Genomic DNA, 15,205 nt, shown 5'->3' on the forward strand with positions numbered 1-15,205 from the left:
GGAGGGGATTTCGCGGGCACGAAAGCCTCCGCCGGCCTGCTTCAAATGACCAAAGTGAGCATAATTTCAAATTCCCTTGACCCCTCCCGGTTTTCACCCGTGATGAATGCTTTTTCCTCCTGTGAAAGTTGTCGTATTCGTCACACCAAAAAAGAACGTTCTCGACCCTCAGGGGGCGGCCGTGGGTCATGCCCTGGAGAGTCTCGGCATGAAGAATCTCGGCAGTGTCCGGGTCGGGAAAATGATCGAAATCGAGGTCGATGGTGAGCCCGGTCCGGAATTCTCCAAGTCCGTGGACCAATATTGTCACGACCTCCTGAGTAACCCGGTGATCGAGGATTACCGCTGGGAACTGGTCGAGTCGTGAACCTGCGGCTGCTCATCCCGCGCAAGTTTCCTGCCCGGGCAGCCGTGGCTTGGTGGAGGTGTCACTCATGAGTGTTGGCGTTATTCAATTTCCGGGAAGCAACTGCGATCAGGACGCGGTCCATGCCTTCACCCGGGGGCTCGGTGTCGATGCCCGGATGCTCTGGCACAAGGACCAGGCTCTCGGCGAGATTGATGTCCTCGTCGTTCCGGGCGGCTTTTCCTACGGCGACTATCTGCGCTGTGGAGCGATCGCCCGCTTTTCCCCCATCATGAAGGCGGTGGCGGCCTATGCCGAACGCGGCGGGGTTGTCATCGGGATCTGCAACGGATTTCAGATCCTCTGCGAGGCCTCCCTGCTGCCCGGAGCCCTCATCTGGAACAGCTGCCTCGAATACCGTTGCATGACGCCGTACCTGGCGGTCGAGGACTCGACCCCGCATTTCAACCGGAAGACCCTCGGCCATCTCATCCGCCTGCCCATCGGGCACGGTGAGGGCAATTTCCGGATCGATCCGGAGGGCCTGGCCCGTTTGGAGGGCAACCGGCAGATCCTGCTCCGCTACGTGGATGCCGAAGGTAAACCGAGCCCCGGTTCCAATCCCAACGGATCGATCAGCGGGATTGCGGGCATCCGCAACCAACGCGGCAACGTCTTCGGAATGATGCCCCATCCCGACCGCGCCTTCGAAACCTTTCATCCTTCCATCGACGGCCGGAAAGTCCTTCGGGCCATCCTCGACACGGCCGCCGCCGCGGCCCCTTCCGCTGTCTGAACGCACGCGCGACGAAATGAGCTCCGCCCTTCCGCCCAATCCGGATCCCCTCCTCAATCAGGCGATCACCCCCGAACTGGTTGCCAAGCACGGGCTCCTGCCGGAGGAATACCAGACCATTGTCCGCATCCTCGGCCGCGAACCGAACCTGACCGAGCTGGGCATCTTCAGCGTGATGTGGTCGGAGCATTGCTCCTACAAGAATTCGCGACCCGTCCTGAAGCTCTTTCCGACCGAGAAGGCCGACAAGGATCCGCCGATCGGAAAGGTCCTGGTCAAGGCCGGCGAGGAAAATGCGGGTGTCATCGACATCGGCGAAGGTTGGGCGGTCGCCTTCAAGATCGAGTCCCACAATCACCCGAGCTACGTCGAACCCTTCGAAGGCGCCGCCACCGGCGTCGGCGGCATCATTCGCGACATCTTCACCATGGGAGCGCGGCCGGTCCTGTTGACCAACTCCCTGCGATTCGGCGAGCTGGAGAGCGCGGAAGTGCGCCACCTCGTGCGCGGGGTCGTCTCCGGAATCGCCCATTACGGCAATTGTATCGGGATTCCGAATATAGGGGGCGACGTCTATTTCGACGCCTGTTACGAGGGAAACCCGCTGGTCAACGCCCAATGCCTCGGCATTCTCCGGCACGACCAGATCAAACGGGGAGCCGCCTCCGGGGTGGGCAACCCGGTCTATTACGTGGGCGCCCCGACCGGGCGCGACGGACTCGGCGGGGCCAGCTTCGCCTCGCGGGAACTGACCGAGGAAAGCCAGGCCGACCGCCCGGCCGTCCAGAAGGGCGATCCCTTCATGGAGAAACTCCTCCTCGAGGCCTGCCTCGAAATGATGGAGATCCCCGACCTGGTCGTCGGTATCCAGGATATGGGTGCGGCGGGTCTGACCTGTTCGACCTGCGAGACGGCGGCCCGCGGTCGTACCGGGATCGAGATCGACCTCGACCTCGTCCCTCAGCGCGAGATCGGGATGAATTCCTACGAGATCATGCTCTCGGAGAGCCAGGAGCGCATGCTCGTCATCGTGAAGAAGGGGCGCGAAGCCGAAATCGAGGCGGTTTTCGAGAAGTGGGACCTGCACGCGGTCCAGGTCGGCCAGGTCATGGACGGCGACCGGATGGTCGTCCGCCAGAAGGGCGTGGTGGTGGCGGACATACCCGCCCTGTCACTGACCGAGGAAGCCCCGGTTTATCAGCGCGAGGCCCGGGAACCCGCCTACCTGGCGACGACCCGCGCCTGGTCGCCCGACAGTCTGGCCGATCTCGATGCGGCCGGCGTGCAGAGCACGCTGCGCCGTTTGCTCGACCATCCGACGATTGGAGGGAAGTCCTGGGTCTGGCGTCAGTATGACCATATGGTCATGGCGGGTACCGTGGTGGAGCCGGGCAGCGATGCCGGCGTGGTCTGCGTCCACCTCGGCGAGACGAAGAAATTCATTGCCATGGCCAACGACGGAAACGGCCGTTACTGCTACCTCGATCCTTATCGGGGCGGGATGGCCACGATGGCCGAATGCGTCCGGAATCTGGCCTGCAGCGGTGCCCGGGCCCTGGCCATGACCGACAACCTGAATTTCGGAAACCCGAACAAGCCCGAAGTCTTCTACACCCTTCGCGAATCGGTTCGTGGACTGGCCGAGGCCTGCCGGGCCTACGATGTACCGGTGGTGGGCGGGAATGTGAGCCTCTACAATGAGAACCAGGCGGGGGCGATCGACCCGACTCCGGTTGTCACGGTGATGGGTCTGATCGAGGATGCGGACCATATCACCCGCCAATTCTGCCGGGAGGCGGGGGAGCAGCTGGTCCTGATCGGCGGCCTGCCGGTTGAATTGGGGGCCAGCCAGTATCTGAAGATCATCCACGGTCTGAAAACCGGGCGTGCCCCGGAAGTGGATCTGGAAAAGGAGAAGCGTCAGAATGCCTTCCTCCTCGATGCGATTCATTCCGGGTCGATCGTGGCCGCGCACGATCTGGCCGAGGGCGGCCTGCTCGTCGCATTGACCGAGATGCTCCTCCGGACGCCGGGCCTCGGCATGGCGATCCGGCTTAGTCCGGGCGGGGAGAGCCGGTTGGATACGGTGCTTTACGGCGAAAGCCAGGGCCGTATCGTCATCTCGGTGAAACCGGAGTCTGTGAATGGCCTGATGACGGGTGCGGCGAAGTCGGGAGTCGATCTGATGCTCCTCGGTGAGGTGACGTCCGGGGGGCAGCTCTCGGTGGAGGTTGACGGACGCGGGGTGGCCGTCTCGTGGCCGGTGGCCGAGCTGAAGGAAAGCTGGGAAACCTCGATCGAGAAGCGGATGGCCCGCCCCGGTCTGGTCCACACATGAGCGATCATCTCAAGCACGAGTGCGGGGTGGCCGTGGTGCGGCTGAAGCAGCCGCTCGACTATTATTTTCAGAAGTACGGCACTCCTCTCTACGGACTCTTCAAGCTCTTTCTCCTGATGGAGAAGCAGCACAACCGCGGCCAGGACGGAGCGGGAGTGGCGGCGGTCAAACTGAACATGCCGCCGGGCGAGCCTTACATGTTCCGGGAACGCAACATCAAGTCCAACCCCCTGGACCGTATCTTCCGGGAACTCCTGAATGATTACCGGGCTCTCATCCGCGACGGAGTCGTCTTCCCGGAATTCCCGGCCACGGTCAAAACCCATTTCGAATTCGGGGCCGAGGTCTACCTCGGGCATCTGCGCTACGGGACCTCCGGCGGGTACAACCAGAGTGCCTGCCATCCGTTTTTCCGTCGAAGCAGTTGGCCGACCCGCAACCTGATGCTGGCGGGCAACTTCAACATGACCAACACCTCCGAGCTCAATCGGAGCCTGATCTCAATGGGACAACACCCCATCTTTGAGACCGATACCCAGGCATTGCTCGAGAAGGTGGGCTTCTTCCTCGATGAGGCGCATGACGATCTCTACCACCGGCTCCGGGATTCCGGGATGGCGGGAGCGGAGTTGTCCAATCGGATGATGGACGATCTCGATCCGGCGGCGGTGATCCGGGCCGCCTCGACCAAGTGGGACGGGGGCTATACCATCATCGGAGCGGTCGGCAACGGAGACGCCTTCGTTCTTCGTGATCCCAACGGGATTCGCCCGGCTTTCTATTTTGAGGATGACGAGGTTTTTGCGGTGGCCTCCGAACGGGCTCCCCTCATGACCGTTTTCGACAAGGATCTGGAGGAGGTCCGCGAAGTGCCTCCCGGTCAGATCCTCGTCATGAAACGCAATGGCGAGCTGCGCCGCGAGACCTTCCGGGAGCCGGGCGAGTTGAAGAACTGCTCCTTCGAGAGGATCTATTTCTCCCGCGGCAACGACGCCTCCATCTACGCCGAACGCAAAGCGCTGGGGGGCGGGTTGGTCGAGCAGGTCATGGAGGCGATCGATCACGATCTCGAGCACGCGGTGTTCGGATTCATTCCGAACACGGCGGAAATCGCCTATTTCGGATTGATGGAAGCGCTCCGGCTGCGCCGTCGCGGCGAGGTCAGGACGGCCATCCTGAGAGCGGCGAAAGAGGGCACGCTCGACGAGAAGATGATCGACGAGCTCATCATGCGCAACTGGCCGCGGGGGGAGAAAGTCGCGCACAAGGATATCAAGCTCCGAACTTTCATCGGGCAGGAGAAGTGGCGCAACGAGCTGGTTTCCCACGTCTACGACATCACCTACGGAATCGCCGGGCCGGAGGACTGCCTGGTCTGCGTCGATGATTCCATCGTCCGGGGGACGACCCTGCGCAAATCCATTCTCCGGATACTGACCCGGCTCAATCCCAGACGCATCATCATCGCCTCGACCGCACCGCAGATCCGCTACCCGGACTGTTACGGGATCGACATGTCCGAGCTGGGCAAGTTCATCGCATTCGAGGCGACCATCGCCCTGCTGAAGGAGCGCGGGCAGGACGGTCTGATCAAGGAGGTCTATCACGCCTGCCTGGAGCAGCTTGAGTTGCCGGTGGAACAGATGCGCAACGAAGTCCGCCGTCTCTACGACGGGTTCACTCCCGAGGAGATTTCGGCCAAGATCGCCGAACTGGTGGCGCCGACCGACCTGGACTGGAAGGGCGAGGTCGTCGTCATCTACCAGACAATCGAGAATCTCAATCTCGCATTGCCCAATGCCACCGGGGATTGGTACTTCACCGGTCATTATCCGACGCCGGGCGGTGTCCGGGTGGTCAACCAGGCATTCGTCAACTACTTCGAGAAATCGGATGCCCGCAGCTACTGAAAACCGATCCGCCATGTCACTCAGCTACGAATCATCCGGTGTCCGTTACGATCAGCTCGATGCCTTCAAGCGTGCCTGCCAGGCCGCCGCGCGGGGGACCATCGGCCAGCTGGCCAAGCACGGTTACCGTGAACCGGAGGAGACCCGGGGCGAGAGTGCCTACCTGATCGAGGCGGGCGACCACTACCTGGCGCATGTGGAGGAGGGCCTCGGGACCAAGAACCTGGTGGCGGATGCCATGCACGCGCTGACCGGCCGTTGCTACTATCGGGCGGTGGCCATCGATACGGTCGCGACCATTGTCAACGATCTGGTGACCTGCGGAGCCTTGCCCATCTCGGTCGCGATGCATGCGGCGGTGGGCGATTCGGCCTGGTTCGAGAATGCCGAACGGGCGACAGAACTGGTCGAGGGCTTTGCCGAAGGGTGCCGGCTGGCCTCCGCGGTCTGGGGCGGTGGCGAGACACCGACCTTGAAAGGGATGGTCAATCCCGAGGTCATTCTCCTGGCGGGCTCGGCCGTCGGACGCATTTCCCCCAAGGAGACCCGGATCGTCGGTGACATCCGCGAGGGTGATGCCATCGTCTTTCTCGCCTCTTCCGGGGTGCAGACAAACGGATTGACCCTCTGCCGAACCATCGCGGACAAGCTGCCGGAAGGCTACCTGACCCCACTTCCTGACGGATCGCTTTATGGGGAGGCCCTCCTGGCTCCGTCTGTCATTTACGTGGCCTTTGTCCGGGAATGCCTGAAGCGCGGGCTCAAACTGAATTATGTGGCCCACGTGACCGGTCATGGCTGGCGCAAGCTCATGCGGCTCGATGAACCGTTTGTCTACGACCTGCACACCCTGCGCCCGGTTCCCGCCCTCTTCGAATTCCTCATGCAGACCGGCCCGATCGAGCGCAAGGAAGCCTACGCCACCTTCAACATGGGCGTGGGTTTTGCGGCCTACGTCGCGCCCGATCTGGCCGAAGAGACGGTGGCCGCGGCCACCGCGGCCGGTTACGACGCCTGGGTGGCAGGTACGGTCCGTAAGGAAGGTGGACGCAAGGCGGTTGTCGTCCCGGAACTCGAGCTGGTCTTCGAGGGTGATTCCCTGAATCTGCGGTGAGACCGGAAATCCGGGATTTCCAGTCTCAAATGCGAACGACGTCGAACGTTCGCCTCGTGTCCGCGCTTGACAGTTCAGGGGGGCCCTTCAACCGTTTCTCTCCAAGATGGACGGGGTACTCACCCAACCGGTCTTGGTCCTGAATCGCCTCTGGCAGGCGGTCAATGTCGTCGGCGCCCATCGGGCCTTTGCCATCCTCGCCCGGGGCCATGCCCAGGTCGTGCACCTTTCGGATGCGGATTATCGGGTTTTCTCGATGCTCGACTGGATCGATTTCTCGAGCGAGAACCCGCCGGTCGACCGACTGGAAGCCGTCCATACCGTTCGTCACACCATCCGCATTCCCCGGGTCATTCTCCTGAGCGTCTTTGACAAGCTCCCCTGCAAGGAGCTGAAGTTGACCCGCAACAACGTCTTCGAGCGCGACCGCAACCGCTGTCAGTACTGCTGGAAGGTTTTTGAGCGGAAGGAGCTGAATCTCGACCACGTGATTCCGCGCCATTATGGCGGTCGGACGACCTGGGAGAACGTGGTCTGCTCCTGCATTGTCTGCAATACCCGGAAGGCCAACCGACTGCCCCACGAGGCCTCGATGCGCCTTTACCGCAAACCGGCCAAGCCCAAGTGGCGTCCGGTCATCAGCCTCGTCCTCGAGCATCCCGGCCATGAACATTGGAAGGACTTCCTCGATCTCGCCTACTGGAATGTTGAGCTGAAGGAGTGAGGGGCAGTGGATTGCCGATTTTTGGGGAATGCGCCAGGCGTGCCTTGAAGGGCGTGGCAAGCCCCTACGGCATCCGATTCGGGTAGGGCGTGACCAGCCGGGCGCGCCTCGAAGAATCCGGGTGTTTCGAAGGACCATCGCCCCCCGGTCTCACAGGGCCGGGAGGGACAGGCGCATGGTGGTTCCCTGCGAATCGGATTTCAGGAGGGCGATGTCACCGTGATGGCTCTGCATGATGCGTTTCACGATGGCGAGACCCAGCCCGGTGCCCTCCGTCCGGCCGCTCAGGAACGAACTGAAAATAGCCGGCCGGATGGCTTCCGGTATGCCGGTTCCGGTGTCCTCGATATCGACCAGGGCCGTTGAGGTCCGCTCATCCTTCTGCCGGGTGCAGCGGATCGTGATGTCACCGCCGTCCGGCATCGCCTCGGTTGCGTTGAGGAGGAGATTGAGCAGGACCTGCTGGATTTGTCCCTTGTTCGCATCGACCATGACAGCCGTTTTGGGCGGCTTGTAGTGCATGTGGATCTTGGAGTGGTGGAGCTTGAGGCGAATGAGGAGGCAGGTTTCCCGGATGATTTCATCGAGGTTCCAGCGGGCATGCAGACTGCCGGGTGCCTTGGCAAAGGAGAGGACCCGGCCGACGATCGATTCGAGCTGGTTGAGCTTCTCCCTGATGATTCCGGCGTCGGTCGTGCGCGGGTCGTCTTCGGGAAAGCTCAGGTTGAGCGAGCCGAAGAGCAGTTTCAGGACGGTCAGGGGGTTGCGGATTTCGTGGGCGATCTCGGCGGCCAGCAGGCCGAGTGTCGTCAGTTTCTCATTACGCCGGAGGCTTTCCTCGGTTTCAAAGACCCGGGCATAGAGACGCGCGTTCTCGATCGCCACGGCCGCGAGGCCCGCGAGAACCACCAGCAGTCGCTTTTCCTCGTTGGTGAAGCGGTGGGTCCCGTCGGTGAAGATGTGGATGACCCCGATGACTTCCTCTTCAAGAAGGATGGGCGTGCTCAGAACGGACTCGATCACGGGGTCGGGGGGGCGGTCCTCCATCTCCATGTAATCGGGGGATTGCAGGCGGCGGAACTCGATCTGCTTCCGGGTCCGGATGGGGGCGCTGGCCAGGGTTTCGTGGATCGGCCATTCCCGGCTGCCAACCTCCCCGACGATTTCGGGATAGCTGGTCTTGAGCCGGACGCGTTCGTTTTGCGCGTCGTAGAGTTGGATGGTGCAGAGCCGGCTCTGGGCGATCTCCTGGGTCTCCCGGGCGAGGCTTGAGAGAAGCTCGTCGAGTTCGAGCTTGGTCACGAGACTCTGCCCGATATTGGTGAGGATCTCGAGTTGGCTGGCTTTGACGTTGAGTTGAGCCACCGTCCAGAGGCGTTGCAGGACAGCGGTGATCTCGAGACTGAGCACCATGAGGTCTTCGAGTTCGGTTTTGCCGAAGCGGTGCGGCGTGTTGGAGTCGATCGTGATGACGCCGGGCACCTGTCCCCGGTCGTCCATGGGAACGCTCAATCGGCAGCGGATACCCCCCGGGGGAGCCACGTAAGGTATGCCGGGGTCGTCGAAGTCGCCGATGAGAAGCGGCCGGTTGTGAAAGACGACCCAGCCGGAAACGCCTCGTCCCGGTTCGTGGGTTTCTTCGGTCTGTCCGTCGGGGTAGCCGCGGATGACCTCGGGCTCAAGGAGACGGGTGTCGGGGTTGATCAGGCAGATCGATGCCCGGTCGGCCCGGAAGAACCCGACAATTTCATCGATGATGGTTTCGAAGGCCTCTTCCGGGGATGTGGCATGCCCGCCCAACCGGCTGATCCTGTAAAGGCTTGGAAGGATCGACCCGGAGGCAGTGCTGCGGTCGCTGTCATGGTCGATCGTTCCCATTCGCCAAGAGACTCAGCATGAAGCATTCGCCGCGGCAAGCACTTGTGCAATGAGTCATGGAGTCCAATTTCGACATTATGGACGTCTGGATTCTCCATGCGTCGGCCCGGCCCATCGATGGACTCAGGGTGGTGAGCCGGTCGAACCAGTGGACCGCCCTCCAACCGAGGTTCCCGGAACTCTCCGTTACCGGGGAGGGCCGGCCGCCCATTGCCAAGTCGAAAGCCGACGAAGGATTGGCAACGCCGCCATGTCGGCGTTCCCGAACGTTTCGACGGCACTTCGACACGGCGAAGCGGCTGCACCGATCGATGCAACGCCTGATCGCAACCGATCAGAAATGAACGGTTTCAGGGGCTTCCTGGGAAACGATGAGATTGAGGGACTCGCGCAGCTCGACCAGGCGAGAGGTGTCGGTTTCTTCGTCCGACTTGGCCTGGTCTTCGATGTAGAAAGTGTCCACGGCGACGCCGCGTTCGGTGTTGATCCGGGCAAAGGAAATGTCGAAACCGTGGGCGAAAATGGCGCTGGAGAGGCGGTAGAGCAGACCGATGTGATCGGGCGACTGCACCTCGATGATCGTTCGCTTGAGCGAGAGTTCATGATAGACGTCAACCGTGGCCGGAAACGTCGATTGCATGAGATTCTCCGGAGCCCGCAGGATACTCGATTCCACCTTCTTGGCCTGGGATTCGATTTCGGGATAGAGATCGAGATTGTCGACGAGGGCCCGCTTCACCGTATTGCGGAATTTCTCAAGGGAGGACTGGTTCTGCACGACGCCCCGTCCGGGCTCGACGACGTAGAAGGTGTCGATGGCGATATGGTCCGCCCGGGAAATGACCTTGGCGCTGAGAATGCTCAGGCCGGCCACACTGAGGGCTCCGGCCAGTTTGCAGAAGAGGCCGATCCGGTCCCAGGTGACCACGTTGACGACAGTGAAGCCACGATCGAGATCGTCCGCCCAATCGATGACCGGATGGAGCGCGCCCACATGGTTGGTTTCGCTGATGGTCTTGAGCAATTCGTGGACCATCCGCAAGTGGAGGGCCACATCGTCGATATCCGTGTGGATGAAGTAACGCTCCGGCAGCAGTTGAAAATGAGCGGAGATTTCTTCTTCGCTGATATTGGGGATTTTTCGGCTGATCAGCTCTTGTCGGGTCATTTCGCGTTGCTCCGCATGACGTTTCTCCAGATCCGCCCCGAGGGTAAGCGATTCGAGGGTATTCTGAAAGAGGGAGGTGTGTAGGGTGTTCTTGTAGCTGTTCCAGAGAGACGAAGCCGTGCCCCGCGCATCACAGAAGGTGTGCACGTAGAGCAGACGCAGGTGGGTGGAATTCTGGATCTGTTCGGCAAAGGACTGGGTCGTCTTCGGATCATCCAGGTCGTACTTCTGCCAAAATCGTGCCATCAGCAGATGATTTTTGATAATAAAGCGAACGACACTCTGAGCCGGGCTCTTGATCTGGAGTCGGGACATGATCGGTCCGGCCAGATCGGCCCCGACATCGGCGTGATTCTTGATTCCGGCGGACTTGCCGATGTCGTGCAGAAGAAGAATCAGGTAGAGGAGGTCGGGTTCTTCGGTCTCACGCAGTTCCTCCCGGTATTTCTGGTAGATCGGTTCGGAGCTGGTGAAGACGAGGTCCAACTCCCGGACGGTGTTCAGGGTGTGGATGTCTGCGGTGTACCGGTGGTAGTATTCGTGCTGGACCAGGCAGGTCAGCCCCTGCCATTCCGGAATGAGGCGCCCGAGGACGCCGAGCTCATGCATCTGGAAGAGAGCCGGATAAACCTGCCCCGGCGTCTGGAGGATGCTCCGAAAGGCCTTGCCCGCTTCGGGAGAGTCGATCACCTCCTGGCTGAGAGCGGGAAGTGACTCCCGGACCAGCGACTCGAGGTCGAAGTCCAGGGTCGCATTCAGGACCTGGGCGTGGCGGAAGATCCGGATGAGTCGTCGGGGATCCTTCTCAAAGACCTTGGAATTCTCGTAGGCCAGTTCCCGGCCGCGCAGGACGAATCCGTCGACCGTCTTGGTCCGATCCATGCGTCGGGCACGGATGACTTCGCGGAAGGAAACCTTGCGGTCGGCGGTGTCGAGGGCGGTCAGGGCCAGCCGGTGTTCCAGGATCTTTGAGATCCGGTAAATGTTCTGGGCGTGACCGTAATAGGCGCGCATGAAGTGTTCGACCCGGGTCAGAAGCACGCGCTGGGTATAGCCCATCTGGTAAGCCACCTTGGGCTGCATTTCCAAGTTCATGACGTCGTTGGCCCGCTTGCTCAGGATATGCAGGGTATTTCGCACCCGAAGCAGGTAGTCGTAGCCCGCAACGAAATCACTCAGCTCATTTTTGTGCAGGTAATTGCTGGCTTCCAGCGCCTCGACCGTATCGGAACCGAGACGGACCCGGGCCATCCAGAGGGCATTCTGGTAGTCCCGGAGACCTCCCACTCCCCGCTTGATGTCGGGTTCCTGGAGGAAGACCGTGTCCCCGAACCGGCTGCGTCGGCTGGCCTGATCCTCGAGGCGTTTGGCGATATAGGCCTTCGGATTGTCCTTCAGGTAGAAGGTCCGGTAGGCCTTGCTGAATGAAGTGTAGAGGCCTTCGTCTCCGGTGATATAACGCGATTCCAGCAGGGCCGTCATCGTCTGAATGTCCCGGCGGGCCTCGGCAAACGCCTCCTCGACCGAACGGCTGGAATGGCCGATTTTCAGGCCGAGATCCCAGAGAATGTAGAGGATCTCGTCGGTCATGGTCTGCTGAAGCTCCTTGACCTTCTTCGGTTTGATCCCGACCGGATACAGAAACATGATGTCGATGTCGCTGAAGGGCGACAACTCGGCCCGACCATAACCTCCGAGTGCGATCAGGGTGACCGGGATATCCGATTCGCCGTAGGTATCCTTGTGGACCTGGACGGCGTGGGCGCAGAGCTCGATCAGGATATTGTCGATCACACTGGAGCGCAATCGAGCCACCTTGATCCCGGAATCACCGGCCCGGTTCCGGGTCACGATATGCTCGGTCTCCGATTTCAGGTATTTCTTGCAGGCCGCGAGCCGTTTGGCCTTTGGAAGCTCGGGATCCAGGCGGAGACGCCGGCTTGCGGGTTTTCGAGTGGATACGGTCATTCAGTTGGTCGGAGTGGTCGGAGAGCGGAACGGGATTAAAGCAGGTTCCGATTCCTTTATTCAAGACAGACCGATTTGCCGGGAAGGCAAAGCGAAAGGCGCATTTGGCCGGACAGGAAGGTTCCCCCGTGGTGAATCCGCTTGTCTTGAAACGGGCCTGATCTCTAGGGTGGCCCCTTTTGCGCACCGCAGCGCCCACCTACACCCACTCATCATGTCAGCGGAGTTTTCTCAAACCTACGATCCTTCCTCGGTTGAAGACCGGTGGTACCAGGCCTGGATTGAATCCAGGTGTTTCCAGGGACGGGCCGACAGCGGCAAGGAGCCTTATTCGATCGTGATTCCGCCGCCCAACGTTACCGGCGTCCTCCATATCGGGCATGTGCTCAACAACAGCATCCAGGACGTTCTTGTCAGGCGGGCCCGCCTTGAGGGCAAGGCTGCCTGCTGGATCCCGGGCACCGACCACGCCAGTATCTCGACCCACTCGGTGGTCGAACGCCAGCTGCGCAAGGATGAGGGCAAGACCCGCTGGGATATCGGTCGGGACGCATTTCTCGAGCGGACCAAGATCTGGCAGGAGAAACACGGCGGGATCATCCTCAAGCAGCTCAAGGCGATGGGGTGCTCCTGCGATTGGGATCGGACCGTTTTTACGATGGATCCGGATTACAACCGGTCCGTCCTGACCGCTTTCTCCAAGCTCTTTGCGGCAGGCCGCATCTATCGCGGAAAGCGGATGGTCAACTGGTGTCCCGCCACCCTGACGGCCCTCTCGGATGAAGAGGTCATCATGAAGCCTCAGAAGGGACTGCTCTACAAAATGCGCTACGAGGTGGTTGAGGAGCCCGGACGTTTTCTTGAGATTTCGACCACCCGGCCCGAAACCCTGATGGGCGATACCGGGGTGGCCGTTCACCCGCAGGACGAACGCTACCGGGGGTTGGTCGGCAAGCACGTCTGGCGGCCGTTTCCGCGCGAGGCCATTCCGATTGTGGAGGACTCAGCCATCGACATCGAGTTCGGCACCGGCGTGCTCAAGGTGACCCCGGCTCATGATCGGGTCGACTATGACATCGGTCGCCGGCATGGCCTCCCGGTCGTCGATGTCCTCAATCCCGACGGCACCCTCAACCATCTGGCCGGACCGGATTTCGACGGCATGGACCGCTTCAAGGCGCGCAAGCTTGCGGTGGAGAAACTGCGAGACCTCGGCTTGCTCGTGGCCGAAGAGCCCTACGAGAACAATGTCGGTTTCAGTGAACGGGCCGATGTACCGATCGAGCCGCGCCTCACCTGGCAGTGGTGGATGCGCTATCCGAGGGTGGAGGAGGCCAAGAAGGTGGTGGAGGATGGGCTTATCCGGTTCCATCCGGAACGCTGGTCCAAGGTTTACCTGCACTGGCTCAACAATATCCAGGATTGGTGCATCAGCCGGCAGCTCTGGTGGGGACAGCGCATCCCCGTCTGGTACCGCAAGGGAACCGACCGCGCGACCCTGACCGAAGAGGATCTGCAGGACCCATCGAAGGTCCATGTCTCAGTCGACGGACCCGATGACCCTGAGAACTGGGAGCAGGAAGACGATGTCCTCGATACCTGGGCTTCCTCCTGGCTCTGGCCGATCGGGACGCTCGGCTGGCCGGACGTGGAAGCGGAGGCCGAGCGCGGGTTCGAGGCTTTTTATCCGACCAACACGTTGGTGACCGCGCCGGAAATCATCTTCTTCTGGGTGGCACGGATGATCATGGCCGGACTCGAATTTGCCCGTCCGGGAGAGCCGGTCGAGCGCCGGATTCCCTTCCGCAATGTCTATTTCACCGGGATCGTCCGCGATGCCCAGGGGCGGAAAATGTCCAAGTCGCTGGGCAATTCGCCGGATCCGCTCGACCTGATCGGCAAATACGGGGCGGACGGACTCCGCTTCGGCATTCTCTCGGTGGCTCCCCAGGGCCAGGATATTCGCTTTGCCGAGGAACGCATCGAGGGTGGGCGCAACTTCTGCAACAAGCTCTGGAATGCCTGCCGTTTCCGAACCCTGTCCGGGCCGGCCGGCGACAATTCTTCACTCGCCGCCATCGCCGGACGGCTGGACCGGGAGCTCTTCGACAATGACGACCATGCCATCCTCGACCAGTTGAACCGGGCGACGGGTGAGGTCGGAGCCGCCTTCGCCGATTTCGAGTTCAGCCGGGCGGTTCAGGCTCTCTACACATTCTTCTGGAATGACTTCTGCGACTGGTATGTCGAGGTGTCCAAGGCCAAGCTGCAGAATAAGGCCACCCGGGACAATTCCCTTGCCGTCCAGGACCTGGTGCTGCGTCAGACACTCCTGCTCCTTCATCCGTTCATCCCGTTTGTGACCGAGGAGCTCTGGCATCAGCTGGGCTATGGAACGGAAGGAGATTTCATCCAGGACGCTGTCCTCGATTTCGACCTTGAGGCCCTCGGCCTGAGCCCGGACCCTTCGGCCGCCGGCGAGGTGACCGGACTCAAGTCGATGACCGCTTCGGCCCGGGCGCTGAAAGCCGACTACAACCTGGCCAGCCGGAAGGACGTGGCCCTGTTTGTCGCGGCGGACGACACCCAATGGGCGGTCATCGAGGCCAATCGGGCGAAGATCGAACGGATGGCGGGCGCGGCCACGCTGAATCGGACGGAATCAATGGATTCGGCGCCCGCGGTGATCACTCCGTTTGGAACCCTTTATCTGGACCTGGCTTCATCAGTGGATGTCGGGGCCGAGCGGGAACGCCTAACCAAGGAGCTCGCCCAGTTGGAAAAGGCCATCGCCTCGGCCGAAGCCCGCCTGGGTAACGAGAAGTTCACCGCCAAAGCTCCGCCGGAAGTGGTGGCCGGTGCCCGTAAACAGCTGGAGGACAACCGGTCCAAGGCAGTCGAACTGGCTCGTCTCCTCAAAAGCCTGGGGGCGTAGGAGTCCCGGGCATTTCGATCCTCCATTC

9 protein-coding genes are annotated in these 15,205 nt (G+C 61.3%); 7 read left to right on the forward strand and 2 right to left on the reverse strand.

Annotation, left to right across the window (positions count from 1 at the left end; translation table 11 throughout):
* Positions 1–121: 121 nt before the first annotated feature.
* The 6 genes from purS to R3F07_05785 all read left to right on the forward strand — a co-directional run bounded on the left by purS (position 122) and on the right by R3F07_05785 (position 7,228).
* Positions 122–367 carry a phosphoribosylformylglycinamidine synthase subunit PurS gene (purS, locus tag R3F07_05760; GenBank protein ID MEZ5275866.1) on the forward strand — a complete coding sequence of 82 codons (246 nt, stop codon included), beginning with the start codon at positions 122–124 and terminating at the stop codon, positions 365–367.
* Between the two features lie 67 nt (positions 368–434).
* The gene (gene purQ, locus R3F07_05765; protein ID MEZ5275867.1) at positions 435–1,142 is read left to right on the forward strand and encodes a phosphoribosylformylglycinamidine synthase subunit PurQ; all 708 of its coding nucleotides are present in this window, start codon (positions 435–437) and stop codon (positions 1,140–1,142) included.
* A 16-nt stretch (positions 1,143–1,158) separates the two neighbouring features.
* On the forward strand, positions 1,159–3,480 hold the full coding sequence (purL, locus tag R3F07_05770; GenBank protein ID MEZ5275868.1) for a phosphoribosylformylglycinamidine synthase subunit PurL: 2,322 nt from the start codon (positions 1,159–1,161) through the stop codon (positions 3,478–3,480).
* Complete coding sequence (locus R3F07_05775) at positions 3,477–5,390, forward strand: amidophosphoribosyltransferase (GenBank protein MEZ5275869.1); 1,914 nt, start codon at positions 3,477–3,479, stop codon at positions 5,388–5,390. Before purL ends, R3F07_05775 begins: the two co-directional genes overlap by 4 nt.
* A gap of 13 nt (positions 5,391–5,403) precedes the next feature.
* A complete protein-coding gene (locus R3F07_05780; protein ID MEZ5275870.1) occupies positions 5,404–6,504 on the forward strand; it encodes an AIR synthase-related protein in 1,101 nt (366 codons plus the stop codon).
* Positions 6,505–6,610: 106 nt separating this feature from the next.
* Positions 6,611–7,228, forward strand: coding sequence for an HNH endonuclease (locus tag R3F07_05785; GenBank protein MEZ5275871.1), 618 nt, complete (start codon positions 6,611–6,613; stop codon positions 7,226–7,228).
* 150 nt (positions 7,229–7,378) lie between these two features.
* On the opposite strand, the gene R3F07_05790 is transcribed toward R3F07_05785, so the two are convergent.
* Positions 7,379–9,106: a GAF domain-containing protein gene (locus tag R3F07_05790; GenBank protein MEZ5275872.1), complete on the reverse strand. Its 1,728-nt coding sequence runs from the start codon at positions 9,104–9,106 to the stop codon at positions 7,379–7,381.
* A 334-nt stretch (positions 9,107–9,440) separates the two neighbouring features.
* Positions 9,441–12,242: a [protein-PII] uridylyltransferase gene (glnD, locus tag R3F07_05795; GenBank protein MEZ5275873.1), complete on the reverse strand. Its 2,802-nt coding sequence runs from the start codon at positions 12,240–12,242 to the stop codon at positions 9,441–9,443.
* Between the two features lie 214 nt (positions 12,243–12,456).
* Here glnD and R3F07_05800 point away from each other — a divergent pair, with 214 nt between their 5' ends.
* Positions 12,457–15,177, forward strand: a complete 2,721-nt coding sequence (locus R3F07_05800) for a valine--tRNA ligase (GenBank protein MEZ5275874.1) — start codon at positions 12,457–12,459, stop codon at positions 15,175–15,177.
* Positions 15,178–15,205 lie beyond the last annotated feature (28 nt).

This window comes from Opitutaceae bacterium (assembly GCA_041395105.1).
Taxonomy (GTDB): Bacteria; Verrucomicrobiota; Verrucomicrobiia; order Opitutales; family Opitutaceae; genus B12-G4.

What these genes read in the sequence shown, in the direction of transcription:
- purL (MEZ5275868.1), top strand. Translation starts at nt 1,159, where the DNA reads ATGAGCTCCGCCCTTCCGCCCAATCCGGATCCCCTCCTCAATCAGGCG.
- R3F07_05785 (MEZ5275871.1), top strand. Translation starts at nt 6,611, where the DNA reads ATGGACGGGGTACTCACCCAACCGGTCTTGGTCCTGAATCGCCTCTGG.
- R3F07_05800 (MEZ5275874.1), top strand. Translation starts at nt 12,457, where the DNA reads ATGTCAGCGGAGTTTTCTCAAACCTACGATCCTTCCTCGGTTGAAGAC.
- R3F07_05780 (MEZ5275870.1), top strand. Translation starts at nt 5,404, where the DNA reads ATGTCACTCAGCTACGAATCATCCGGTGTCCGTTACGATCAGCTCGAT.
- glnD (MEZ5275873.1), bottom strand. Translation starts at nt 12,242, where the DNA reads ATGACCGTATCCACTCGAAAACCCGCAAGCCGGCGTCTCCGCCTGGAT.
- R3F07_05790 (MEZ5275872.1), bottom strand. Translation starts at nt 9,106, where the DNA reads ATGGGAACGATCGACCATGACAGCGACCGCAGCACTGCCTCCGGGTCG.
- R3F07_05775 (MEZ5275869.1), top strand. Translation starts at nt 3,477, where the DNA reads ATGAGCGATCATCTCAAGCACGAGTGCGGGGTGGCCGTGGTGCGGCTG.
- purQ (MEZ5275867.1), top strand. Translation starts at nt 435, where the DNA reads ATGAGTGTTGGCGTTATTCAATTTCCGGGAAGCAACTGCGATCAGGAC.